The sequence below is a fragment of the Neisseria sp. P0021.S007 genome (genome assembly GCF_051956855.1).
Genome location: NZ_JBQCXA010000211.1, coordinates 1 through 949, shown reverse-complemented (window position 1 = coordinate 949; position 949 = coordinate 1). Strand labels below are relative to the sequence as shown.

At 44.4% G+C, this 949-nt stretch carries 1 pseudogene; it reads left to right on the top strand.

The window, feature by feature from the left end:
• Positions 1-2: 2 nt before the first annotated feature.
• Positions 3-949, top strand: a pseudogene (locus ACTHUR_RS12285) (hypothetical protein); the annotation flags it as partial.

Below are 949 nucleotides of genomic sequence, written 5' to 3'. Positions count from 1 at the left end.
GCCTGACCCTCCCCGCCGCCGCCAACGCTGCCGAGTATGTCTGCAATGTTGAAGGCATCACCGTTTATACCTCACACCAGATCAACAATACCTGCCGCGTTACCGATTCGTACAGCCTAGTAGAAACAAATGTATCTCAAACAAACACTGAGCAGCTAAATTTGAATTCGACTCTTACAGAACAACAAACAGATCCGAAATTGGTTGGAACACAGAACATTTTCAATAAAACAGAAGTAACAAACCAAAAAACTACTAGATCAACGGCTGATCACTATGTTCCTGTTATAGAAACACAAACGGCAATAGCTCCTGTTGAAACCAAGCAATATCCCGTTAATACTTTCGCCATATTCAATACCACACCTGTTGTTCAAATATACCCCTCTGCACCTATCACTCAGGCACAAACTACCCCTCAGGAAAGTCATAGATCGGATAGCTTTTTCTCTCCTCATACTGAGCAGATATCTACCCAAACTCTCGCCGCCCTGAACGTGCACACTGACCAAGCTACCACCACCCAATTCCTGAATCATTCTCTAGATTTGGAGCCATTGGACAACAAGACAGCAAAAAGTACAACAGCCGAAGAACCGGCCAAAACTGAAGTTACACACACAGAACAAACTGTTTCCAAAACATCGATAAACCGCACAACCAATATTAAAAAAACAGTAACCAAACCACTTAACGCTGAAAACTCTTCTGCATCGTCCGACAAAACCAATATATTAACAGGATCTACAACCGAGATTTTCGCACTGACAGACTCGGTCAAGCCGACCGAACCCATACCAGCGGCAGCAGCAATTCCAACGAAGCCTACCAAAACCCCATTGCCCAAAGCATATGGACCAACCACTGATGCACTCTTCAACGATAAAGATGTCGATAACGACATCAAAATTCTGCTAAATGGTCCGAGCGGTGGCGTTACCAATACTGC